18 protein-coding genes are annotated in these 22,557 nt (G+C 58.0%); 7 read left to right on the forward strand and 11 right to left on the reverse strand.

All coding sequences use genetic code 11. The features are described 5' to 3' along the window. The first annotated feature begins 114 nt into the window (after window positions 1-114). On the forward strand, window positions 115-930 hold the full coding sequence (locus A3466_RS02530; RefSeq protein WP_063449261.1) for a Cof-type HAD-IIB family hydrolase: 816 nt from the start codon (window positions 115-117) through the stop codon (window positions 928-930). 149 nt (window positions 931-1,079) lie between these two features. Further along, a complete protein-coding gene (locus A3466_RS02535) occupies window positions 1,080-2,336 on the forward strand; it encodes a DUF1479 domain-containing protein (protein WP_063449262.1) in 1,257 nt (418 codons plus the stop codon). Here A3466_RS02535 and A3466_RS02540 read toward each other — a convergent pair. Then, window positions 2,333-3,406 (reverse strand): LacI family DNA-binding transcriptional regulator, encoded by a 1,074-nt coding sequence (locus tag A3466_RS02540; protein WP_063449263.1) that lies wholly within the window; start codon window positions 3,404-3,406, stop codon window positions 2,333-2,335. The genes A3466_RS02535 and A3466_RS02540 overlap by 4 nt on opposite strands. A gap of 285 nt (window positions 3,407-3,691) precedes the next feature. On the opposite strand from A3466_RS02540, the gene A3466_RS02545 reads away from it, so the two are divergent. Both A3466_RS02545 and A3466_RS02550 read left to right on the forward strand, forming a co-directional pair. After that, window positions 3,692-4,993, forward strand: coding sequence for an MFS transporter (locus tag A3466_RS02545; RefSeq protein ID WP_063449264.1), 1,302 nt, complete (start codon window positions 3,692-3,694; stop codon window positions 4,991-4,993). A gap of 17 nt (window positions 4,994-5,010) precedes the next feature. Further along, the gene (locus A3466_RS02550; protein WP_063449265.1) at window positions 5,011-7,374 is read left to right on the forward strand and encodes a glycoside hydrolase family 31 protein; all 2,364 of its coding nucleotides are present in this window, start codon (window positions 5,011-5,013) and stop codon (window positions 7,372-7,374) included. 91 nt (window positions 7,375-7,465) lie between these two features. Here the strand turns inward: A3466_RS02550 and A3466_RS02555 are convergent, their stop codons facing one another. Continuing rightward, on the reverse strand, window positions 7,466-9,061 hold the full coding sequence (locus tag A3466_RS02555) for an ABC-F family ATPase (RefSeq protein ID WP_041910703.1): 1,596 nt from the start codon (window positions 9,059-9,061) through the stop codon (window positions 7,466-7,468). A 222-nt stretch (window positions 9,062-9,283) separates the two neighbouring features. On the opposite strand from A3466_RS02555, the gene ldtB reads away from it, so the two are divergent. Continuing rightward, window positions 9,284-10,204 (forward strand): L,D-transpeptidase, encoded by a 921-nt coding sequence (ldtB, locus tag A3466_RS02560; protein ID WP_063449266.1) that lies wholly within the window; start codon window positions 9,284-9,286, stop codon window positions 10,202-10,204. A 42-nt stretch (window positions 10,205-10,246) separates the two neighbouring features. Here the strand turns inward: ldtB and A3466_RS02565 are convergent, their stop codons facing one another. From A3466_RS02565 to A3466_RS02575, 3 genes are read right to left on the reverse strand one after another with little or no spacing between them, the layout of a single operon-like run. Next, window positions 10,247-10,963, reverse strand: a complete 717-nt coding sequence (locus A3466_RS02565; RefSeq protein ID WP_063449267.1) for a GntR family transcriptional regulator — start codon at window positions 10,961-10,963, stop codon at window positions 10,247-10,249. A 15-nt stretch (window positions 10,964-10,978) separates the two neighbouring features. Continuing rightward, window positions 10,979-12,301 (reverse strand): PTS sugar transporter subunit IIC, encoded by a 1,323-nt coding sequence (locus A3466_RS02570; RefSeq protein WP_063449268.1) that lies wholly within the window; start codon window positions 12,299-12,301, stop codon window positions 10,979-10,981. A gap of 51 nt (window positions 12,302-12,352) precedes the next feature. Then, a complete protein-coding gene (locus A3466_RS02575) occupies window positions 12,353-13,729 on the reverse strand; it encodes a glycoside hydrolase family 1 protein (RefSeq protein WP_063449269.1) in 1,377 nt (458 codons plus the stop codon). A gap of 298 nt (window positions 13,730-14,027) precedes the next feature. Here A3466_RS02575 and A3466_RS02580 point away from each other — a divergent pair, with 298 nt between their 5' ends. Further along, window positions 14,028-15,131, forward strand: a complete 1,104-nt coding sequence (locus A3466_RS02580; protein WP_082830906.1) for a succinylglutamate desuccinylase/aspartoacylase family protein — start codon at window positions 14,028-14,030, stop codon at window positions 15,129-15,131. 99 nt (window positions 15,132-15,230) lie between these two features. Here the strand turns inward: A3466_RS02580 and A3466_RS02585 are convergent, their stop codons facing one another. From A3466_RS02585 to mntR, 6 genes are all read right to left on the reverse strand, one after another. Beyond that, a complete protein-coding gene (locus A3466_RS02585) occupies window positions 15,231-16,271 on the reverse strand; it encodes an aldo/keto reductase (RefSeq protein ID WP_063449270.1) in 1,041 nt (346 codons plus the stop codon). Between the two features lie 102 nt (window positions 16,272-16,373). Further along, entirely contained in the window at window positions 16,374-17,897 is a 1,524-nt protein-coding gene (locus A3466_RS02590) for an efflux transporter outer membrane subunit (RefSeq protein WP_063449271.1), read from the reverse strand. Next, window positions 17,897-19,468: a DHA2 family efflux MFS transporter permease subunit gene (locus A3466_RS02595; RefSeq protein WP_063449272.1), complete on the reverse strand. Its 1,572-nt coding sequence runs from the start codon at window positions 19,466-19,468 to the stop codon at window positions 17,897-17,899. Before A3466_RS02595 ends, A3466_RS02590 begins: the two co-directional genes overlap by 1 nt. Further along, window positions 19,465-20,559, reverse strand: coding sequence for an HlyD family secretion protein (locus tag A3466_RS02600; protein ID WP_063449273.1), 1,095 nt, complete (start codon window positions 20,557-20,559; stop codon window positions 19,465-19,467). The genes A3466_RS02595 and A3466_RS02600 overlap by 4 nt, the downstream gene beginning before the upstream one ends. 101 nt (window positions 20,560-20,660) lie before the next feature. Continuing rightward, window positions 20,661-21,770 carry an anion transporter gene (locus A3466_RS02605; RefSeq protein ID WP_063449274.1) on the reverse strand — a complete coding sequence of 370 codons (1,110 nt, stop codon included), beginning with the start codon at window positions 21,768-21,770 and terminating at the stop codon, window positions 20,661-20,663. Then, a complete protein-coding gene (mntR, locus tag A3466_RS02610) occupies window positions 21,767-22,240 on the reverse strand; it encodes a manganese-binding transcriptional regulator MntR (RefSeq protein ID WP_063449275.1) in 474 nt (157 codons plus the stop codon). Before mntR ends, A3466_RS02605 begins: the two co-directional genes overlap by 4 nt. Before the next feature lie 183 nt (window positions 22,241-22,423). On the opposite strand from mntR, the gene mntS reads away from it, so the two are divergent. After that, entirely contained in the window at window positions 22,424-22,552 is a 129-nt protein-coding gene (gene mntS, locus A3466_RS02615; protein ID WP_063449276.1) for a manganase accumulation protein MntS, read from the forward strand. Window positions 22,553-22,557: the final 5 nt, after the last annotated feature.

A 22,557-nucleotide genomic window follows, 5' to 3' on the forward strand; every position in this document is an offset into this window, starting at 1 on the left:
CCGGGTAAGGCGAAGCCGCCACCCGGCTTTCTGACTTTCATTCGAAATTAAATTTGTGCTCCCCGTCACCTTGTTATTAGAATGTTTCAAAACGCAGTGACCCAGGAGCACAGTATGACCGTTAAAGTTATCGTCACCGATATGGACGGAACTTTCCTTGATGATGCCAAGCAGTACGATCGTGACCGCTTCCAGGCACAGTTTGAGCAGCTTAACGCCCGCAATATTGAATTTGTTGTCGCCAGCGGCAACCAGTATTACCAGCTCATCTCCTTCTTTCCGGAGCTGAAAGAGCAGATCTCCTTCGTGGCGGAAAACGGCGCGCTGGTCTTCGATCACGGTGAGCAAATTTTCCACGGCGAACTGACGCGCCATGAGTCGCAGATCGTTATTGGCGAACTGTTGAAGGATAAAGGGCTGAACTTTGTAGCCTGCGGGCTGGAGAGCGCCTACGTCAGCGACAAAGCCCCGGACGCCTTCGTGGCGCTGATGTCAAAGCATTATCACCGCTTAAAGCGCATCAGCGATTACCGCGAAATCGACGACGTGCTATTTAAGTTCTCCCTGAACCTGCCGGACAGCGATATCCCGAACCTGGTCGATAAACTGCATGTCTCGCTGGACGGCATCATGAAGCCCGTCACCAGCGGCTTCGGTTTTGTCGATTTGATTATCCCCGGCCTGCACAAAGCTAACGGCATCAGCCGCCTGCTGAAACGCTGGAAAATATCCCCGCAGGAGTGCGTGGCTATTGGCGACAGCGGCAACGATGCGGAAATGCTGAAGCTGGTGAAATACGCTTTTGCGATGGGCAACGCGGCACAGAGCATTAAAGACATTAGCCGCTACAGTACCGATGATAACAACCATCAGGGGGCGCTGAACGTGATTCAGGCCGTGCTCGACAACCACTCTCCTTTCGACGTCTGATCCTTTCCTCGCCGGAGCCTCGCTCCGGCTCCTCACTCTTTTCCCGTCCTGTGGCTTGCGTCAAGTTTTTAAACTTGCATTAACTTATTTTTAACTTAAAGTATCACTTGTAGACACTTTTACTTTCGAATGAAAGACGCGAGGCAGTTATGACCTTTTCCAGTGAAACCTTGCCGGCGGACCACAAAGCGGCAATCCGTCAGTTAAAACGTGAGTTACGCGCGCAGATCGGCGACGTGCAGGCGGTGTTCGACAAGCTCAGCGATAAAATCGCCACCCGCGTGGCGGAGATCAACGCCCTGAAAAATAAAGGCGAAACCGTCTGGCCAGTAATTCCCTTTGCAGATGTGAAAAACGGCACGATTACCGACGCCCAGCGCGAAGCCGTTAAACGCCGCGGCTGCGCGGTGATCAAAGGCCACTTCCCGCGGGAGCAGGCGCTGGCATGGGATCAGTCGATGCTCGACTACCTCGATCTGAACAAATTTGACGAGGTGTACAAAGGACCGGGCGACAACTTCTTCGGCACCTTAACCGCCTCCCGTCCAGAGATTTACCCGATCTACTGGTCCCAGGCGCAAATGCAGGCGCGCCAGAGTGAAGAGATGGCGCAGGTGCAGTCGTTCCTGAACCGTTTATGGACATTCGAGAGCAACGGCAAGCAGTGGTTTAACCCTGACGTCAGCGTGATTTACCCGGACCGTATTCGCCGCCGTCCGCCGGGAACCACCTCCAAAGGGCTGGGTGCGCATACCGATTCCGGCGCGCTGGAGCGCTGGCTGCTGCCCGCTTATCAGCAGGTCTTTGCCCGCGTGTTTGAAGGCAACGTCGAGAAATACGATCCGTGGAACGCCGCACACCGTACCGAAGTGGAAGAGTACACCGTGGATAACACCACCAAATGCTCGGTGTTCCGCACCTTCCAGGGCTGGACGGCGCTGTCGGACATGATCCCGGGACAGGGGCTGCTGCACGTAGTGCCGATCCCGGAAGCGATGGCGTACATTCTGCTGCGTCCGCTGCTGGATGACGTGCCGGAAGACGAGCTTTGCGGCGTGGCGCCGGGGCGCGTGCTGCCGATTTCTGAGAAGTGGCACCCGCTGCTGATCGAAGCATTGTCCAGCATTCCGGCGCTGGAGGCCGGTGATTCTGTCTGGTGGCACTGCGACGTGATCCACTCCGTCGCGCCGGTGGACAATCAGCAGGGCTGGGGCAACGTGATGTATATTCCTGCCGCGCCGATGTGCGAGAAAAACCTTGCCTACGCGAAAAAGGTCAAGGAAGCGCTGGAAACCGGCGCGTCACCGGGCGATTTCCCGCGCGAGGATTATGAGAAAAGCTGGCAGGACCGTTTCACCGTGAACGATCTGAACGTCCACGGCAAGCGCGCGCTGGGCATGGCTTAACTGTCGTACAGCCCTTCCCGCTCAACGGCGGTTCGTCGTTTTCCCTGACGTATCCGCCGTACCGATTCCCGCACGGCCAGCGTGCCGTTCAACAATAATGTTCCGACCGGCGCGTCCGGGCGCATCAGCCGCTGCTGGAGCATATGCACCGCTTCGGTTCCCAGCTCATCGCGCGGGACATGCACCGCCGTTAAGGGCACATCCTGAATCGCCGCCAGATTAAAACCGTCAATGCTCATCACCGAGACGTCCTGCGGCACGCGCAGACCATGATTTTGCAGCGCGCTGATGGTGCCTGCCGCCATAAAATCGCCGCCCACCAGAAACGCGGTCGGCAGATCTTTCCCTGTCTGCTGGTGAAGCCACTCGCTCACCAGCTGTTCGGTCTCTCTGGCGCTAAAGCTCGGCACCACCAGCAGGTCGCGCCTGTCGTTAAACCTGAGGTTATGGGCGTGCCACGCGTCGCGGATCCCCGACAGGCGCAGCTCCATGGTGTACCGGCGCAGGCAGAGCACGTTCATCACCTCGCGATGCCCCCTCTCGAACAGGTACTCCGCCGCCCGCTCGCCAATGGCGCGATGATCCGGCGCAACGGCAGGCAGGCGCATGTGGCGGTCCCGGCAGTTAATCAGCATGCAGGGCTTACCCACGTCAACCGCCAGATCGTGGATATGCGGATCGTCGATACCAAGCAGAATGGCCGCCTGGGTATCCGGCTCGTTCATCCGGGCCAGAAACAGCTGCGCGTCGCTGTCGTTCTCCTCCAGCGCGCAGTAGCGCAGGCGAACCTCGTGCGAAGCCAGGCCTTTACCGACGCTCTGGATGACGCGGTAGTAAAAGATGTCGGACCGCTCGTCAAACGCCCGCTGAGGGGCAAAAACCACCAGGCTATTTAACAGCAGACGCCCCGCGGCCATACCGTCCATTACCCCCAGTTCCCGCGCGCATGCCAGCACCTTCGCCCGCGCCTTTTCGCTGGTGTTTGCCTTCCCCGCCAGCACGCGAGAAACGGTGCTGATGGAGAGCTGGGTACGGGCGGCAATTTCGGTGATTTTAAGCCTTTTATCCATTTTGTGATCTGGCTCCAGATGTGAAATGAAAAAATTTTCACAGCATCTTTATCAGGTAATAACTTAGCTGAACGCCATAATGCCGAAAAACTAACCTCAGTTATGAGAAAGTTTGCACAAAATCCACTATTCCCTGCTCATTTTCTCTCTTAAGGTGAACCTGTCACACAACTTCCATACTAGTTGTATAGCAGCTTAACACTTTAAAACAGATAACTTTCAAACGCATAACGCTGTGTGACACCTGAACCCACGTCCCCTACCGTCCGTCTTGTGGAGAAGAAAATGAGTCAGGACATCAATAACACCGTTGCGACAAGCAAAACCCGTCGCGTCATTAAGAACCTGCGCTGGTACGTACTGGTGCTGTTTCTTCTTGGCGTGACCGTTAACTACATAACCCGTAACTCGTTAGGTATTCTCGCCCCTGAGCTGAAGGAGAGCCTTGGTATCACCACCGAGCAATACTCCTGGATCGTCGGCGCATTCCAGATTGCCTACACCATTTTCCAGCCCCTGTGCGGCTGGCTGATCGACGTTATCGGCCTGAAGATTGGCTTTATGGTCTGCGCCGGGATCTGGGCGCTGATGTGCATTTTCCACGCGGGCGCCGGAAGCTGGCTGCATCTCGCGATCCTGCGCTTCTTTATGGGTGCTTCTGAGGCTGCCGCCACGCCAGCGAACGCCAAAACCATCGGTGAATGGTTCCCGAAATCAGAGCGTCCCGTTGCCGCCGGCTGGGCGGGCGTGGGCTTCTCCATTGGCGCCATGCTGGCCCCGCCTATCATCTACTTTGCCCACGCCTCGTTTGGCTGGCAGGGCGCGTTTATGTTTACCGGCGTGCTGGCGCTGCTGTGGGTGATCCTCTGGTGGGCGTTCTACCACAACCCGGAACAGCACCCGAACCTGAGCCGCGACGAGCTGGCGTTTATCAAACAGGATAACGAACCCGCACCGGTCAAAATGCCCTTTCTGACCGCGCTGAAAACCGTCTCGAAGAACAAACGTTTTTACGGGATAGCAATTCCGGCCTTTATGGCGGAACCGGCCTGGGCAGTGCTGAGCTTCTGGGTGCCGCTGTACCTCGCTAAAGAGCACGGCATGGATTTAAAGCAGATCGCGATGTTCGCCTGGCTGCCGTTCCTCGCCGCCGACCTCGGCAGCGTGGCGAGCGGCTACCTCACTCGGCTCTACACCCGCTGGTTCGGCTGCACCCGCGTGAACTCGGTGGTGGCCAGCTCCGTCACAGGCGCGTTTCTGATGATTTCACTGGCGGTCGTCGCCGTAACCCGCGACCCGTATATCACCATCGTGCTGATCTCCATCGGCGGCTTCGGGCACCAGATTATCTCCTGCATGCTGAGCGCGCTGGTGGTGGAGTCCTTCGACAAAGGCCAGATGGCGACCGTCAACGGCATGCGCGGCTCGGCGGCGTGGATCGCCAGCTTCCTGTTCTCGCTATTAATCGGGGTGACCGCCGACAAAATCGGCTTCAACCCGCTCTTTATCGCCATGGGGTTCTTTGACCTGATTGGCGCTCTCTTCCTGGTGGCATTTATTGCTGAACGTCGCGCCAAGCGCGCCTGATAGTGGATGTATTGCATATGAAAACCCTGAAAAACTGGATCGTCGATAAGCAGTCTGCGAATCATCTGGAACTGCTGGTAGATAACCAGCACCGCCTGTGCCTGTACGTGCTGGAACAGAACCTGTTCCGCGTGCTGATCAAACGCAAAGGCGAGCTGGCGCTGGACCGCACCTGGAGTATCGCCCCGGAACAAGACGTGCCGTGGGAAGGCCGCCGTCGTGATGACATAAGCGGTTTCTCCTGCCCGGCCTGGACACTGACGCAGCAGGATAACGCAGTGACGGTGGCAACCGAGCAGCTGCGCGTAACCGTCCACCAACCCCTGTGGCTGGAGTGGCACTACCGTAATGACGCGGGCGAATGGCAGCCGCTGGTCCAGGATCGCCCGACCAGCGCCTACCTGCTGAACGCCCACGGCGACGGCGTGGCGCACTATCTCAGCCGCCGCAAGGACGAGCGTTTCTACGGGCTGGGCGAGAAAGCGGGCGATTTACAGCGCAACGGCAAACGCTATGAGATGCGTAACCTGGACGCGATGGGCTACAACGCCGCCAGCACCGATCCGCTGTACAAGCACATCCCGTTCACCCTCACCCGCCGCGATGACGTGAGCTACGGCCTGTTCTACGACAACCTGAGCAGCTGCTGGCTGGATCTGGGTAATGAGATCGACAACTATCATACCGCCTATCGCCGCTGGCAGGCGGAAGCGGGCGACATCGACTACTACATCTTTACCGGCAAGCGCGCGCTGGACGTCACCAAAGCCTTCGTGCGCCTGACCGGGAAAACGCTGTTCGGGCCGAAATGGAGCCTGGGCTACAGCGGCTCGACCATGCACTACACCGACGCGCCGGACGCCCAGAACCAGCTGATGAACTTCATCCGCCTGTGCGACGAGCATGCCATTCCGTGCGACTCGTTCCAGCTCTCCTCCGGCTATACCTCGATTAACGGCAAGCGCTACGTCTTCAACTGGAACGACGATAAGGTGCCGCAGCCGAAGGTGATGAGCCGGGCATTTCACGATGCGGGGCTGAAGCTTGCGGCCAACATCAAGCCGTGCCTGTTGCAGGATCATCCCCGCTACGGCGAAGTGGCGGAACGCGGCCTGTTCATTCGTGATTCAGAAACCGATGCGCCTGAACGTTCAAGCTTCTGGGATGACGAAGGCTCGCACCTCGACTTCACCAACCCGCAGACGGTGCAGTGGTGGCAGAACGGCGTGACCACGCAGCTGCTGGAGATGGGCATCGACTCCACCTGGAACGACAACAACGAGTACGAAGTGTGGGACGGGGAGGCGCGCTGCTATGGTTTCGGCAAGGAGATCCCCATCAAGCACATTCGCCCGGTGATGCCGCTGCTGATGATGCGCGCCTCGCTGGAAGCGCAGCAGCGTTTTGCGCCGGAGAAGCGTCCGTATCTGATCTCCCGCTCCGGCTGCGCCGGGATGCAGCGCTACGTTCAGACCTGGAGCGGCGACAACCGCACCAACTGGGACACGCTGCGCTATAACATCCGCATGGGGCTGGGCATGAGCCTGTCCGGGCTGTTCAACGTTGGTCACGACGTGGGCGGTTTCTCTGGTGATAAGCCGGACGCCGAGCTGTTCGTGCGCTGGGTGCAGAACGGCGTGATGCATCCGCGCTTCACCATCCATTCCTGGAATGACGATCGCACCGTGAACGAGCCGTGGATGTACCCGGGCGTGACCCCTGCGATCCGCAGCGCCATTGAACTGCGCTATCGCCTGCTGCCGTATCTCTACACCCTGCTTTGGCAGGCGCACGCAGACGACGAGCCGATGCTGCGCCCGACCTTCCTCGATCACGAGCACGACGCGCAGACGTTTGAAGAGTGCGATGACTTCCTGCTGGGCCGCGACCTGCTGGTGGCAAGCGTCGTCGAAGCCGGGCAGCGCGAGCGCCGCGTCTGGCTACCGGACAACGACACCGGCTGGTACGATTTTTACACCCACGCGTGGTTCTCCGGCGGACAGTGGATCACCTGCGACGCGCCGCTGGAAAAACTGCCGCTGCTGGTGCGCGCCGGGGCCGGTTTGCCGCTCAGCGAGCGCATCCGTCACGTGAGTACCGATAAAGACGATACCCGTGAGCTGAAGCTGTTCCCGGTGAAAGGCGTCGGCACCACCGCCGGTCTGCTGTTTGAGGACGACGGCGAAAGCTGGGGCTACCGGAACGGCAACGCGCTGTGGGTGGAATGGGAAATGGAGTGTGATGGCGCAACCATCAACCTGAAGGTCAACGCGCGCGGGGATTATCGTCCGGCGTGGAAGGCGCTGAAGGTGTCGTTACCGGCGGGGGAAAAACGTACGCTGCGGGTGAACGGGGCTGAAGGGAGCGAGTGGGTGGTGTAGTACGGCCTGATGCCCTCACCCTAGCCCTCTCCCACAGGGAGAGGGGATAGAACGTAGGCCGGGTAAGGCGAAGCCGCCACCCGGCTTTTTTTTAGCCGTCGATACCTTTACTGCGCAGGTAATCTTCGTAGTTACCGGTGAAGTCCACTACGCGCTCTGGCGTAATTTCGATCACGCGGGTCGCCAGGGAGCTGACGAACTCACGGTCGTGAGAAACGAAGATCAGGGTGCCCTGATACATCTCCAGCGCCATGTTCAGAGATTCGATAGATTCCATATCCAGGTGGTTGGTTGGTTCGTCCATCACCAGGATATTCGGTTTTTCCATCATCAGCTTGCCGAACAGCATACGGCCCTTTTCACCACCGGAGAGCACTTTGGCGGGCTTTTTGATGTCGTCCTGGCTGAACAACAGACGCCCCAGAATGCTGCGTACCGCCTGTTCGTCGTCCCCTTCCTGCTTCCACTGGCTCATCCAGTCGAAGACTGTCAGGTCGTTTTCGAACTCATATTCATGGTCCTGCGCGTAGTAACCGATCTGCGCGTTTTCAGACCATTTCACGGTACCGTTGTCCGGTTGCAGTTCGCCTACCAGGGTTTTCAACAGGGTGGATTTACCCACGCCGTTGGCGCCCAGAATGGCAATCTTTTCGCCCACTTCCAGCAGCAGGTTGAAGTTTTTAAACAACGGGCCTTCATCAAAGCCTTTGGTCAGCGCCTCAACTTCCAGCGCGTTACGGAACAGTTTCTTGTCCTGCTCGAAGCGAATGAACGGGTTCTGACGGCTGGAGGCTTTCACTTCTTCCAGCTTGATTTTATCGATCTGACGGGCACGCGATGTTGCCTGACGGGATTTAGAGGCGTTAGCGCTGAAGCGGCTCACGAAGGATTGCAGGTCCGCAATCTGCGCTTTCTTCTTGGCGTTGTCGGCAAGCAGACGTTCACGCGCCTGAGTTGCCGCCGTCATGTACTCATCGTAGTTGCCCGGATAAACGCGCAGCTCGCCGTAGTCCAGATCCGCCATGTGCGTACAAACCATGTTCAGGAAGTGACGGTCGTGCGAGATGATGATCATGGTGCTGTCGCGATCGTTCAGCGTCTGCTCCAGCCAGCGGATGGTGTCGATGTCCAGGTTGTTCGTCGGTTCGTCGAGAAGCAGGATGTCCGGGTTAGAGAACAGCGCCTGTGCCAGCAGCACGCGCAGCTTCCAGCCTGGCGCGACTTCGCTCATCGGGCCGTAATGCTGTTCTACCGGAATACCGACGCCCAGCAGCAGCTCGCCCGCACGCGCTTCCGCAGAGTAGCCGTCCATTTCGCCGTACTGCGTTTCCAGGTCGGCCACTTTATAACCGTCTTCTTCGCTCATTTCGGCGAGACCGTAGATACGATCGCGCTCCTGCTTCACTTCCCACAGCTCCGCGTGCCCCATGATCACGGTGTCGAGCACGGTGAACTCTTCGAAGGCGAACTGATCCTGACGCAGCTTACCGATACGCTCGTTCGGATCGAGCGACACGTTGCCCAGCGTCGGCTCTAAATCGCCGCCGAGGATCTTCATAAAGGTGGATTTTCCGCTACCGTTGGCACCAATCAGGCCGTAACGGTTGCCGCCGCCAAATTTGACGGAAATATTTTCGAACAGCGGCTTACTGCCAAACTGCATAGTGACGTTGCTGGTAACTAACACGGAGAGATTCCTGCGAAAAGTGTGATAAACACGGCATTATGCCACAATTCCGAATTGAGATCCCGTGTTGCGGTAATCCACTAAACTTTAACAAAATCGAAAAAAATGTGATTTCGTACACATCTGAATTCCCAGTTAACGGGAATGCACATATAATGCGCTCCCATTACAGATTCAGTCTTATCAACTCATCGCCAGAATGGCTTAGATACCTCGCATAACATGAACATGAAATTAACAACGCTTTTTGCGGCGGCGTTAGCCGTAGTAGGTTTTTGTAAGACCGCGTCTGCGGTGACGTATCCCCTGCCGACAGACGGAAGCCGTCTGGTGGGTGAAAACCAGGTGGTGACGGTTCCGGAAGGTAACACCCAGCCGCTGGAATACTTTGCGGCGCAGTACCAGCTCGGCCTGTCTAACATGCTGGAAGCTAACCCGGGCGTTGACCCGTACCTGCCAAAAGCGGGCACGGTGCTTAACATTCCGCAGCAGCTGATCCTGCCAGATACCGTTCACGAAGGTATCGTGATCAACAGCGCCGAAATGCGTCTGTATTACTACCCGAAAGGCACCAACACGGTGATCGTGCTGCCTATCGGCATCGGCCAGCTGGGCAAAGATACCCCGCTGAACTGGACCACCAAAGTTGAGCGTAAGAAAGCGGGCCCAACCTGGACGCCGACCGCCAAAATGCACGCGGAATACATCGCCGCGGGCGAGCCGCTGCCCGCCGTTGTACCTGCCGGCCCGGATAACCCGATGGGTCTGTACGCGCTGTACATTGGCCGTCTGTATGCCATCCACGGCACCAACGCTAACTTCGGTATCGGCCTGCGCGTAAGCCACGGCTGCGTGCGTCTGCGTAACGACGACATCAAGTTCCTGTTTGAAAACGTGCCGGTCGGCACGCGCGTGCAGTTCATCAACGAACCGGTAAAAGCGACCTCCGAGCCGGACGGTAGCCGTTACATTGAAGTGCACAACCCGCTGTCCACCAGCGAAGATCAGATCAATAACAATGAAATCGTGCCAATTAAGCTGACCAGCGCGGTGCAGGCCGTGACCTCTCAGGCGGATGTTGAAACGACCGTCGTTGACCAGGCGATTCAGAACCGTTCCGGTATGCCGGTACGTCTGAACTGATTGCGAAACGTCAAAAAAGCGGGCCACGGAGCCCGCTTTTTTTTATCCGTTATTTACGATAACGATGCCGCCATGATCGTAGCGATAATGGCAGTGGGCGTACTCCAACGGCGTGCCGTCCTCGAGATAGATTACCTGCTCCACCTCCAGCACCGGATCGGTTTGCTCGCAGATCAGATGCTGCATATCCAGCGCACTGGGCTTCAGCGCCCGCACCACCCGATACGACCCCATGATCTTCAGCCCCAGCGTCTCCTGAACGTACTGGAACACCGAACTTTCAAGATGGGCTTTGTTCAGGCCGGGCACCAGATTGAGCGGCATCACCGTGGCGTCCAGAGACATGGGCTCACCGTTCAGCAAGCGCAGGCGGATGAAGTCGTAGATCGGCGCATCCGGATTTAGCATCAGCGACGCCTGCTCTTTTTCGTTCGGGAAGCGCAGTTCGAAATGCACCACCTGGCTCGTCACCGTGCCTAAATGCTCCCAAGTTTTAGTCGCGCCAAAGTAGTCGCTGCCGGAGAGATCCCACTGCGATAGCTGGAGAAAGTTTTTGCGAATGAAGGTGCCCTGCCCCTGACGCGTATAGACCAGCCCTTCGACGATCAGCTGGCGCATCGCCTGCTGAATGGTCATCCTGCTGGTACTGAACTCCGCCGCCAGTGCAAACTGGTCCGGCAGGGGTTCGTTGGCGGCGTACTGCTGGCTGATAATGCGTTTCTTAATTTCCCGCGCTATGGTGATGTACTTCGCCGCCATCGTCCTTCCTTTCTGTTAGTTTTCTATCCCGCTGTTTTTCAAGGCCACTCGCTCGGCAATTTTGAGGAAAGGCAGGTAGAAGAATACACCAAATACGATGATTGCCAACTGGACCACCACGGCGCGCCAGTCCCCCGCCGTCGCCAGCCAGGCGCTGAGGATCGGCGGCGTGGTCCACGGGATCATCACCACGCAGCGGGACATAAACCCCAGCGTGGTGCAGAGCCAGGCGAAGTAAATGCCGATGGCGGGCAGCAGCACAAACGGGATCATCAGTGGCAGGTTAAAGACGATCGGCAGGCCGAAAATCACCGGCTCGTTGATGTTGAATAAGCCAGGTGCCAGCGACAGACGCGCCACCTGCTTCGCCGATTGTTGCCGCGAGAAGATAAAGATGGCGATCAGCAGCGAGATCGTGCTGCCCGTGCCGCCCACCATGCCAAACGTCGGCACGAAAATATTGTTGATGATGTGCGGGATGGGCTGTCCGTTGGCGAAGGCCAGCATGTTCTCGTTGGTGTTAATCAGCAGAAACGGCTCCAGCACCACGCTGTTGACCACCGACTGATGAATGCCGAGCGTGAACAGGAAGTTGCCGAAGCTGTAGATGAAAATCGTCCCCGGCAGGCTGGTGTTGATCAGCCGCAGCGGCTGCTGGATAAAGGTCGTGATGAGATGGATCAGATCCGTATGCAGCACGTTCGCCAGCAGCGCCGCCAGCACCGCGAACAGGGAGAGCGTGAGAATGGTCGGGATCAGCGCGGTAAAGGATTTGCTAACCGCCGGGGGCACGTTTTCCCCCAGCGAAATGTGCAGCGCCTTCAGCCGCGAAATGGCGATGAACAGCTCGGTGGAGAGCAGCCCAATCAGCACCCCGGCGAAAATCCCGGTGGAGCCGATATTGGCGAACGTCAGTACCTGCGTCACGCTGACCGCAGCGTCGCTGCCAACGGGCGTAACCTGTAAGCGCATCGGCATCATGATGATAAAGCTGCTGACGGCGATAACCACTGCCGAGACCGGATTGTCGAAATCTTTGTTGCGCGCCAGCGACCAGGCGATCATCGGCGCCAGCAGCAGCGCGGCGATGTTCAGCGTGCCGTTGACGATCGCCTCCCCCCACACCTTAAAATGCGCGAGCGTGTCGCCCTCAAAAATCCACGGGAACACCACGTTGTTCACCAGCACCGCCAGACCGGCGAGGATGAAAATCGGCATCACTGTGGCGAAAGCATCACGCAGGGAGCGCAGGTGCACCTGGTTTGCCAGGCGCGCCGAGAACTCAACAAATTTATCGACAAAGGACTGCATGTGCGGTGTGATTTTTGTTTCAGACATAGCGGAGTGTTCCCATCAATCAGTCACAAAAACGGCCCGGCAGCGTACGGCTTACATCTCGCGTCCGTTGGTATGGATAACCTGTTTTAACCACGCGTAACTCTTCTTCGGCACGCGCTTCAGGTCTTTCAGGTCGTGATTCTCGCGGTTGACGTAGACCACGCCGTAGCGCTTGCGCATGTCGCCCTGCGAGCTGAGAATGTCAATCAGTCCCCAGCCGAGATAGCCAATGACCTCTGCGCCATCCTCGAACATCGCGTCTTTCATGGCCTCGATATGCGCCCGGTGGTAGTCGATGCGGTAGGTGTCCTCAATCGGGTTGACCCCGTCCCAGGACTCAATCACCCCTATACCGTTTTCAATCGGGAAGACCGGCATGCGCCAGTCGTTGGCATAACGCATGATTATGGTGCGAAAACCGAGCGGGTCGATCTGCCAGTTCCACTCGGTGGCCTTCAGGTACGGGTTATTTTTCTCGCCGTACAGCAGGTAATCGTTGACCGGCGTGCCTTCCGGGATTGCATCGCTGTCCAGCGTTTTGCTGGCGTAGTAGCTGAAGGCCATAAAGTCGTTTTTCGTGCGGGCAAACAGAGCGAGATCGTCGGCGCGATAGATATCACCAAAGCCCTCCTGCTCCACCACCGCCATCACCGCCGGGCTGTAGCCCTGGCCTGCGAAGACGCGCAGCAGGTTCTGGTTGAGGAATTCGTCATACTGCTGGGCGCAGAAGATATCGCGCGGCTTGCAGGTGGCCGGATAGATCAGCTGGTGCGCCAGCATGCCGCCCATTAGCTGGCCCGGTTTTGTCTGGTGCAGATACTCGGTCAGCGACATGTGCGCCACCATCGCATGGTGCTGAAGCTCATACAGCTCGCGCAGGGTTTTCTCGCCTTTCATATAGCCGGAAATGCGGAACGCTTCCGGCATATGGAAGATGTTCTGCTCGTTAAAGGTCAGCCAGTACTTTACCCGGTCGCCGAAGCAGTCGATCATCTTTTTGCCGTAGCGGATAAAAGCCTCCACCACGCGGCGATCGTTGAAGCCGTTGTACTCCTGCGCCAGCGCCAGCGGCATGTCGAAGTGGTAGAGGCAGACCATCGGCTCGATGCCGCGGGCGATGAGATCGTCAATAAAGCGGTCGTAAAAGGCGATGCCCTCGTCGTTGAACGCGCCGTCGCCCTGCGGGCAGACGCGGCTCCAGGAGATCTGGAAGCGGTAGCAGTTCATGCCCAGATCCTGCATCAGGTCGAAATCTTCCCGGTAGCGGTGGTAGGAGTCGGTCGCCACCTTCCAGTCGGAGACGTTTTCTCCGGCTTCACGAATGTCGTACACCGACATCCCCTTCCCACCCTCGTTCCAGGCCCCTTCCGTCTGCATGCTGGACACCGAGTTGCCCCATAAAAAGTTGGCCGGCAGTGAATTGTTCATGCTCTCTCCCTATATGACTAGTCATTTAAAATCTCATGACTAGTCATATAGGCGAAGATGAAATTTCGATCAAAGGGGAGGATCGTTTTTTGTGAGGAATGTCGGAAAGAAGCGCTGTGCAGGAAAAATGAATAGCGAAATCCTGTTATTCAGGCCTGAGCATTAGCCTATGCAGAATCACATTTCCCACCCTTGCCACTGGCTCGCCTCGTAAAATCATTATTAACTTAATGCGCACGAACCACGGCCCAGGCCAAAAAATAAAAATCTCAACCCTATCAAATGGAAAATGACGCTCATGAAGATATTTACTCGCCGTATCGCATTCGCTCTCAGCTTAGCGTTGCCAGGCTCAATGGCTCACGCGGCAACAGTGTTTACGGGTGATAAAGTACAGGGAGTGCCGGTCATCTCTACGCTGGATGTATCAGACCTGCCAGCCGGACAACATCGCTTCATGTTCGAGGGGGTTGAGACAGGAACGGGACAGCGCTGGTATGTACCCATCATGGTGGCAAAAGGGAAAACGGACGGGAAGAAGGTTCTACTTCAGGCGGGCGTCCACGGGGATGAACTAAATGGCGTGCGCATCGTACAAAAAGTGATGGAACAACTGGACCCCGCGAAAATGAAAGGAAGCGTTATTGGCATTATTGGCCCAAACCGTTCTGGTCTTGAAAGGGTCTCCCGGACATGGTCTGTTTCAACAGATGGGGGTGAGACGATCGACTACAACCGCGTGCATCCTGGAAAAGAAACGGGTAACCCTCCTGAGCGTCAGGCATGGATGATGTGGAACAAGGTTTACAAGGGAAATGTCGACCTGGCGATTGACTATCACACCCAGTCTACCGGAACGGCTTATCCTCTGTTCATTTATGCCGACTATCGAAATGCAGATGCCCGGACTATTGCGGAACTTTTTCCGGCAGATCAAATTAAGAAAGATCCCGGCGAAGCAGGCTCAGTGGAAACAACCTTTATTCAAAATGGTATCCCGGCGATAACAGCCGAGACGGGAGAGCCGAGGATTTACCAGCAGGATATGATTGCCCGGGGTTTAGAAGGCGCCCTCAATGTCCTGATCCATTACAGGATTATTGAAGGCAAAATCGGCGCAACCGCCAGCAGCAATAAAACGTATATTGGTAATGCTATCAGTTCAATACGCGCAACCACGGGGGGGTTTGCGGAAGTTTTCGTTAAACCCGGCGATACGGTCAAAGCAGGACAACAGGTTGCCCTCCAGCGAAATGCATTCGGTGATGTTGTCGCGAAGTATTCAGCAGAACGGGACGGCAAAGTACTGGCAATTGGAACAGATGTAATAAGAGAACCCCGAGCCCTGCTGGTAAGGATCCTTGAGCAAAACCCAGCGGCAACCTGCAAAGACGGTTGCTGATTCACGGCAGAGCCCGCCGTTGAATCGGCAAAAGCAGCTTGTCGTTATTTTCTTCGATATCATCCCCGGCAGGCGAAGCACCGCCGGGGATGAGGAGGATTATTGTTGCGCGAGCTGATTGCGACGATACTCCCCCTGCCGCTCCAGCATCCAGCCCGGATATTCACGCGGCAGCGCGCTGACGGCATCCAGCTGCTTAAGTTCGTCTTCGCTTAAGCGGATCCCGGTGGCGGCAATGTTATCGTCAAGCTGATCGACGCGTTTCGCACCAATAATAACGCTGGTCACCGCTTTCTGGTGCAGCAGCCACGCCAGGGCGATTTGTGCGACGGAGACGCCCTTGCTCTCGGCAATCTTGCGCATAACGTCCACGCAGTCAAAGGCGCGATCTTTGTTCACCGGCGGGAAGTCGAACGCCAGACGGCGGCTACCGGCTTCGCTCTGCCCGTCGCGATCGTATTTTCCGCTCAGCAGGCCGCCCGCCAGAGGGCTCCAGACCATCAGCCCGACGCCTTCGCTCTGCATCATGGGTACCAGCTCGCGCTCAAGGTCGCGTCCGGCGATGGTGTAATACGCCTGGAGGGATGCGAAACGCGCCAGCCCGAGTCGCTCGGAAATGCCCAGCGCTTTGGCAATCTGCCATGCCGCCCAGTTCGAGACGCCGATGTAGCGCACGTGACCATGCTGCACCAGGTTATCCAGTGCGTAGAGCGTCTCTTCAACAGGCGTTGCCGGGTCAAAGCCGTGGAGCTGATAAAGATCAATATGATCCAGCTGCAAGCGACGCAGGCTCTCCTTCACGCTGCTGATGATGTGATAGCGCGAGCTGCCGCGCGAGTTCACTCCTGCCGTCCCGGTTTCGCCAAATACCTTAGTCGCAACCACCACGTTTTCGCGCGGAATTTTCAGGTTCTTCAGCGCCTGCCCGGTAATCTCCTCCGAACGCCCTTCCGAGTAAACGTCGGCGGTGTCGATGAAGTTAATCCCGGCATCCAGCGCGCGGCCCACCAGCTGCTCGGCCTCACTCTGCTGTAGCTGACCAATCTTGCCCCACATGCCGCCTTCACCCCCGAAGGTCATGGTGCCGAGGCAGAGTTCAGAAACAAACAGCCCGGTATTGCCCAGTTTTTGATAACGCATAAGTCATTCCTCGCATGTCGTTTGGGTACCCGATAGTTATACCCGCCCCTCAGCCATCGCGAATGTGGCGTTCCTGCCCGTTTCTTGCCCATTTCTCTGAATTTATCCGCGCGGAGCGTCGCCAAAGACAGCATAATCCGGCAGTCGCACCTGCTGATACGGCTCCCAGCCGCCGCCGAGGGCTTTGTAAAGCGCCACCAGGTCAAGCGCGCTTTGCACCTGCGCCTGCGCGCGCTGCTGCTCGGCCTGAGCCAGCTGACGCTGGGCGTCCAGCACGTCGATAAAGCTGGCGATCCCCTGCCGGTAACTGTCGCTGGCAAGATCAAAGGCGTTTTGCAGTGCGTCGATGGTTTTCGCGAGACCCGCCTCACGCTGCTGGTCGGTGCGATAGCTCACCAGCGCATTTTCGACATCGCCAAGCGCGGTGAGCACCGTCTGGCGATAGTCCAGTACCGCAGCGCCCTGCTGCGCGCGCGCCACCTTGACGCTGGAGACCAGCCGCCCCCCCTGGAAAATCGGAATGGAAACCTGCGGGCCGAAGCTGTAGAAGTGGCTGCTCCAGTCGGTTAGCCAGCCGGATTCGCTGTTGCGCAGGCCAAACTGTCCGGAGAGGGTGAAGCTCGGGAACAGTTCAGCCACCGAGACGCCAATCTGCGCCGTGGCGGCGTGGAGGTTCGCCTCCGCTTCGCGCACGTCCGGACGGCGGCGGGCCAGCGTCGATGGAATGCCGGTCTGCACGATATCCGGCAGCGCGGGCATCGGCTGCACCGATTGGAGCTCGGCGTCCAGCGCTCCCGGCGGTTTACCAAGCAGGATCGCCAGCCCGTTCATCGCCTGGCGTTCCTGGGCCTGATACTGCGGTAGCTGGGCTTCAAGATTACCCAGCTGCGCCCGGGCGTTTTCCACGTCCATCTGCGGCGACAGCCCGCCGCGCTGGCGGCTTTCGGTCAGATCCAGCGTCTGCTGCGCGCTCTCAATTTGCGTATTGAGCGTGGCGATGATGCTCTGCGCCCCGCGCAGCTGTAGCCACGCCCGCGCCACTTCGGCCTCCAGCGACACCAGCGCATCGTTACGCTGTTCGATGGCGGCCTTCTGCTGCGCTTCGGCGACTTCCACCTGACGGCGAACCTTGCCCCAGAGATCGATTTCCCACTGGGCGTCAAAGCTGCCCTGGTAAAGATTGATCGGCTGCGTCAGCGGGCCTAACGCGCTTCGCAGCTGCGGATCGACATTATCCAGCTGGTCGTACACGCCGTGGGATTTTAGCTCCCCTTCCAGCCCAAGCTGCTGGCGCGTCGCCTGCACATTGCCATTCACCGACGGGAAAAATGCCCCGCCCGCCTGGTTAATCTGTTCGCGCGCGCCGGCAATGCGCAATACCGTTTGCTGTAGCGTCAGATTCCCGGCGATGGCGCGCTCAACCAGGCTGTCGAGCTGCGGCGAGCCGAAGGTTTTCCACCAGCGCGGATTGGTCGCGGTGGAGGTGATTTGCGATTTTACCGCGCTATCGCCCTTATCGTTCCAGTGCGTGGTGTCGGGCGGCGCGGGCGGCTGGTAGTCCGGCCCGACGGCGCAGCCCACCAGCAGCATCATTATCATCAGGGGGTGTAAACGTATGTGTATCATCAGTGTGCTCCTGCACTCCCCTCGCTCTTAACCGGCGAGAGCAACAAACAAAACGGAATCAGTAAGAAGGCCACCGCGCTCAGAATGGTGAAGACGTCGATGTAGGCCAGGAAGCGCGACTGCTCGATCATCGTCTGGTACATCCGCCCGGTGGCAATGCCGGTCGGGTCACCCACCTGAGTGGTGAAGTTCTGGATCGCCTGCGCGCTTTCGCGTATTGCCAGCTGGAACTGCTCGTTAAACGGCGAAGCGTGGTAGGCCAGGTGCGCGCTGTGCGCCTGCGAGCGCTCGGTGATTGCCGCCGTCGACAGCGAAATACCAATCGAGCCGGCCACGTTGCGGAACATGGTAAACAGCGCCGCCGCGTCGGCGTTGAGCCGCCTTGGGATCGAAATAAAGGCGATGGTGGTAAGCGGCACAAACAGGAACCCCAGCCCAATCGACTGGGCGCTGCGGAACAGAACCAGCGTCTCGAAATCGATGTCCGGGGTCAGAGTGCGGGACCAGAAGAACGACACCGCCAGGCAGGTAAAGCCAAAGGCGATGATCCAGCGCGTCTGCACCACCGGCATCAGCTTCAGCACCAGCGGAATAGTCAGCACAATCAGCACCGCCCCGGGCGAGAGCACCAGCCCGGACCAGGTGGCGGTATAGCCCAAATCCTGCTGCGCAAGCTGCGGGATCACCACCGAGCTGCCGTAGAGGATCATCGCCATCCCCGCCATCAGCAGGCTGGAGATCGCGAAGTTGCGGTCCTTCATGCAGTGCAGATCCACCACCGGCTTTTTGGCATACATCAGCCAGTAGATTGCGCCGATAATGCCGACCAGCGTCAGCACCGCGAAGGTGCGGATAAAGTTCGAGTAGAACCAGTCGTCATCCTCGCCCCGGTCGAGCATCACCTGCAAACAACCCAGACCGAGGGCGATCAGGCCGATCCCCGTCCAGTCGATGGTCAGCTTCTCTTTTGATTTGCTCTCCCACGGCGGATCTTCCAGCAGCTGGTAGATCGCCAGCACCGTCACAATCCCCACCGGGATGTTGATAAAGAACACCCAGCGCCAGGAGTAGTTGTCGGTGATCCAGCCCCCCAGCGTCGGGCCGAGCACCGGCGCGACGATAATCGCAATGGAGGAAAGCCCAAACGCTTTGCCCCTGTCCTCCGGCTTGAAGTAATCAAGCAGCACCGACTGCTGGGTGGGCTGTAACCCGCCGCCAAAGAAGCCCTGCATCACGCGGAACAGGATGATTTGCCACAGCTCGGTGGCGATGCCGCACAGAAACGAGCAGATGGTGAACATCACGATGCAAATGAGGAAGAACTGCTTGCGGCCAAACAGCCGGCTCAGGAACGCCGAGATGGGCAGCACGATGCCGTTCGCCACCAGGTAGCTTGTCAGTACCCAGGTGGATTCGTCGTAGCTGGCCGAGAGCGACCCCGCCACGTGCGGCAGCGCGACGTTGACGATGGTGGTGTCCAGAATTTCCATGAACACCGCCAGGGTGACGACAATCGCCACCGCCCACGGGTTACTGGCGGGCTTCCAGTTATCGTGGCTATGATCCGTCATTCCACGGTGACCTTCGGTTCAACCGACAGCCCCAGCGGCAGCGGCTTGTTCGGATCCAGACCTTTATCAATGACGATTTTTACCGGTACGCGCTGAACAATCTTCACGAAGTTACCGGTGGCGTTTTCCGACGGGAAGGCGGAGAAGCGCGAGCCGCTGCCCTGCTGGATACTGTCGATATGGCCTTCAAGCTCCATATCCGGCCAGGCATCCACGGAGACGCTAACCTTATCGCCGGGCTTCATGCGCTCAAGCTGGGACTCTTTAAAGTTCGCCACCACCCACACGTGCGGGGAGACCAGCGAGAACAGCGCGGTGCCCGCCTGAACCAGCGTGCCGGGCTGCACGTTGCGTTTGGTGACAAAGCCGTCGAACGGGGCGCGGACTTCGGTGTAAGAGAGGTTCAGGTTCGCGGTTTCCAGCTGCGCTTTGGCCTGTTCGACCTGACGCTCGCGGGCTTCGACGTTGGTCTCCTGCTGGCGGATTTGCAGCTGTACCTGCTCCGCCACTTCCAGCTGCGCCTGTGCGCTGGCAAGGCCAGCCTGAGCGCTGCGCAGCTGAGCGTTCGCAGAATCAATACTTTGCTGGGTGGTCGCGCGCGGGTCGACGCCGCGCTGGCGCCGGTACTCCGCCTGCGCGTTCGCCAGATCGGCCTGCGCTTTCAGCACCTGCGCTTTGGCTTCGTCACGCTGGGCGGGATACTGCACTTTTGAGAGCGCCAGCTGCGCCTGAGCCTGATGCAGCTGCGCGATAGCCAGCCCAAGCTGAGCCTGAGCCTGATCGCGCTGGGCGGTGGTATCGCGAGGATCGATCACCACCAGCACGTCCCCTTTCTTCACGCGCTGGTTATCCCGCACGCGAAGCTCGGTAACGTAGCCCGCCGTTTTGGGGGCAATGGTCACCACGTCGCCGTCGGTAAAGGCGTCGTCGGTGGTTTCTTCGTTGCGGGTTAAAAACCACCAGACCAGCGCCACGATCACCATCACGATGACCACGATGCCGAGGATAATTAACGGTTTTTTGCCCGGGCGCTTGCGCTCGTTATTGTTTTTATCCTGCTCGTCAGCAGGTGGATTTTGTTCTTCTGCCATAGTTCAGCAACGGTCCTGTCAGTGAGCGGCATCACACTATGCCGTTCACTAAAGCTAGGACGTTGCTATACATTTGCCAGGAAAAACTGACAAATTGCGCACTATATGAGAAGGAATAGTCCGAAACCGATCGCCGCTGACCAGAGCAGCATCGGGATTGACCATAGATGGAAGCGCCACCAGAGACGGCGATCGTTGGCCATGCGCAGGGCGATAAGGTTTGCCAGCGAGCCGGGCAGCAGCCCAAAGCCACCAACGTTGACCGCCCACGCCAGCAGCACCGTAGGGGGAACATAGTTAAGCAGTAAAATGGTGGACGGCACGTTACTGATAACCTGCGAAAGACCAATCGCCGTCAGCCATAATCCCGGCTGCGACAGGCCGCTAACGCTCTGGAGAACGTTCTGCAATGCCGGGAGCTGAACCAGCAGATGCACGTCAATAAACATCGCCATAAACACCAGCAGCAGCGTCCAGTCGACGCTCGCCAGCACCCGCCGGGCGAGGAACAGGAAACCGCACGCCACCAGCAGCGCGCCCGCCAGCGCCTGGTTTAGCTCCAGCGCGGTGAGGAAAACGATATACAGCCCCAGGCAGCTCCAGACGAGACGCGGCTGCCACTGGGGGCCGGTTGAACCGCTGTGGTACTGCAACGTTTTATTCGGGAAAGCAAACCAGCAGACCACCAGCAGCGTCGCCACGATCGCCAGCGCCAGCGGCGCCATCTGCCCGGTAAACGCGGTAAACGACAGGCCCGAGCGACCCCACAGCAGAATATTCTGCGGGTTACCGATTGGCGTAAGCAGCGAACCCGCATTGACGGCCAGCGCTTCAAAAATAATCAGGCGGGTAACCGGTATTTCGCACAGCTTACGCAGCGTAAGCGTCAGCGGCACCACAATGAACAGCGCCACGTCGTTAGTGAGAAAGGTCGACAGCAGCGCCGCCGAAAAGACCATGAACAGGGCCAGCTTGCGCTCGGTGGCAAAGCGGCGCACCATTTTGCGCCCCAGCACGTCAAAATAGCCGCTCAGCTCAACGCCTTTGGTGAGCATCATCAAACCGCTCAGGGTAATAATGGTGCGCCAGTCTATTGCCGCGGGCCAGGCCTGCGGCCTGAAGGGCACAAAGACGCTGAGCCCAACGCCAATGATGAGTAAAAGATGGAAAAAGCGATCGCGTTTCAGGGCCTGCAAACCGGGAATGTTCATTCAGCGGAGGGACCGTATTTGAGCGTAAATTCACGGAACTTCACCAGCGTCTCTTCGCTGACGTGGTGCTCCATCCCTTCGGCGTCCCGACGGGCAATGTCCGGGCTGACGCCCAGCACCAGTAAAAAGTTCTCGACGATCTGATGGCGCTCGCGGCTCTCCTGCGCCAGCTTTTCGCCTTCAGCGGTAAGAAACACCCCGCGCCAGGGGATCATTTCGATCAGCCCTACCGACGCCAGACGTTTTAACATTTTGGCCACCGTTGGCTGAGATACCCCCAGCCGTGCGGCCATATCGACCTGACGCGCTTCGCCCACTTCACGGATCAGGTCGGAGATCAGCTCAACATAATCATCAATCAGTTCCCGGCGGTGCGCCTCACGCACCTGACGGAAGCCTTCCACATGCTCTTCAACGTTCACCAGTTGCGTCGTTTTTTTTGTTGTTGGCTTACCTGCGCGACGGTTCATTGTGCTTCCTCAATGGGGTTGACGCTTCCAGCGCCCTGTAACGGAGCGCACATTGTAAACCATAGCTCTACAAGCACAAAAAATTAACGAATTAGCCATAGCTATAGAATATAGCCTGTGCTATATCTGTATGTAATGCAGTCACCCTTCACGGATCGAAGGGATCATGAATCAGGAGGTCTTATGAATGAATTCAAGAGGTGTATGAACGTGTTTACCCACTCTCCTTTTAAAGTGCGCCTGATGCTGGTGAACATGCTGTGCGATATGTTTACCACCAAACCGCAGCAGGACGACAAATCTTCCCACTAAGCGGC

The organism is Enterobacter genomosp. S, from assembly GCF_001631805.1.
Lineage (GTDB): Bacteria > Pseudomonadota > Gammaproteobacteria > Enterobacterales > Enterobacteriaceae > Enterobacter > Enterobacter quasihormaechei.

Coding starts and splice junctions, on each gene's coding strand:
- A3466_RS02530 (WP_063449261.1), top strand. CDS start 115: ATGACCGTTAAAGTTATCGTCACCGATATGGACGGAACTTTCCTTGAT.
- A3466_RS02535 (WP_063449262.1), top strand. CDS start 1,080: ATGACCTTTTCCAGTGAAACCTTGCCGGCGGACCACAAAGCGGCAATC.
- A3466_RS02540 (WP_063449263.1), bottom strand. CDS start 3,406: ATGGATAAAAGGCTTAAAATCACCGAAATTGCCGCCCGTACCCAGCTC.
- A3466_RS02545 (WP_063449264.1), top strand. CDS start 3,692: ATGAGTCAGGACATCAATAACACCGTTGCGACAAGCAAAACCCGTCGC.
- A3466_RS02550 (WP_063449265.1), top strand. CDS start 5,011: ATGAAAACCCTGAAAAACTGGATCGTCGATAAGCAGTCTGCGAATCAT.
- ldtB (WP_063449266.1), top strand. CDS start 9,284: ATGAACATGAAATTAACAACGCTTTTTGCGGCGGCGTTAGCCGTAGTA.
- A3466_RS02565 (WP_063449267.1), bottom strand. CDS start 10,963: ATGGCGGCGAAGTACATCACCATAGCGCGGGAAATTAAGAAACGCATT.
- A3466_RS02570 (WP_063449268.1), bottom strand. CDS start 12,301: ATGTCTGAAACAAAAATCACACCGCACATGCAGTCCTTTGTCGATAAA.
- A3466_RS02575 (WP_063449269.1), bottom strand. CDS start 13,729: ATGAACAATTCACTGCCGGCCAACTTTTTATGGGGCAACTCGGTGTCC.
- A3466_RS02580 (WP_082830906.1), top strand. CDS start 14,028: ATGAAGATATTTACTCGCCGTATCGCATTCGCTCTCAGCTTAGCGTTG.
- A3466_RS02585 (WP_063449270.1), bottom strand. CDS start 16,271: ATGCGTTATCAAAAACTGGGCAATACCGGGCTGTTTGTTTCTGAACTC.
- A3466_RS02590 (WP_063449271.1), bottom strand. CDS start 17,897: ATGATACACATACGTTTACACCCCCTGATGATAATGATGCTGCTGGTG.
- A3466_RS02595 (WP_063449272.1), bottom strand. CDS start 19,468: ATGACGGATCATAGCCACGATAACTGGAAGCCCGCCAGTAACCCGTGG.
- A3466_RS02600 (WP_063449273.1), bottom strand. CDS start 20,559: ATGGCAGAAGAACAAAATCCACCTGCTGACGAGCAGGATAAAAACAAT.
- A3466_RS02605 (WP_063449274.1), bottom strand. CDS start 21,770: ATGAACATTCCCGGTTTGCAGGCCCTGAAACGCGATCGCTTTTTCCAT.
- mntR (WP_063449275.1), bottom strand. CDS start 22,240: ATGAACCGTCGCGCAGGTAAGCCAACAACAAAAAAAACGACGCAACTG.
- mntS (WP_063449276.1), top strand. CDS start 22,424: ATGAATGAATTCAAGAGGTGTATGAACGTGTTTACCCACTCTCCTTTT.